Origin of the sequence: Vibrio sp. 10N.286.48.F5 (assembly GCF_041469785.1) — a bacterium.
Classification (GTDB): Bacteria; Pseudomonadota; Gammaproteobacteria; order Enterobacterales; family Vibrionaceae; genus Vibrio; species Vibrio crassostreae_C.
This window is the reverse complement of sequence record NZ_JBFRLG010000078.1, coordinates 1-608: the sequence shown is the minus strand read 5'-3', so window position 1 is coordinate 608 and position 608 is coordinate 1. Positions and strand designations below refer to the sequence as shown.

The following is a 608-nucleotide window of genomic DNA, read 5'->3' as shown; positions in this document are numbered from 1 at the left end:
GCCCAAATCGCTGGCGTTGATACTGGTTCAATAACCGAAAACAGCGCGGGTGTCGACATGTCACCCGACTATGCTCACTCAGGCATCGCCACACTTGGCAATACAACACTCTATGCTGATGGCAAGCTGACCATCACAGACCCCGATGTAGGCGAGTCAGGATTTGAACGCCAAGGCAGCAATGGTTACAACTATCACGGCACCTATGGCGATCTAATCTTACTCACCGATGGCACCTGGCATTACCATGCCGATGCTGGGCATCTATCAGGTATAGGTGCTAGACCCACAACGCGTGGCACTGCAATTGACCAACTTGGTGAAGGGCAAAGCTTAACCGATACGATTACAGTCCATTCAAAAGATGGTACAACACACGATATTGTCATCACCATTCACGGCAGTAACGACAGACCTTACTGTTCATCTGAAGTGGTGCTTGCAAATGGCAGTGAAGATACACGCCAAACCTTAACCACCGCGCAACTATTAGCGAATACCGTCGATGTGGATGCCAATGACGCCGGTAAACTAACCATTGAAAACCTGCATGCTGACCATGGCTCTATTCTAAACAATGCCGATGGTACGTTTACGTTTACCCCAGA

Annotated in this window: 1 protein-coding gene; it reads left to right on the top strand. The window is 49.2% G+C overall.

Going from position 1 to position 608, the window contains the following annotated elements; translation table 11 throughout:
• On the top strand, positions 1-608 hold a 608-nt coding region (locus AB4185_RS21870), incomplete at both ends, for a VCBS domain-containing protein (protein ID WP_372135934.1).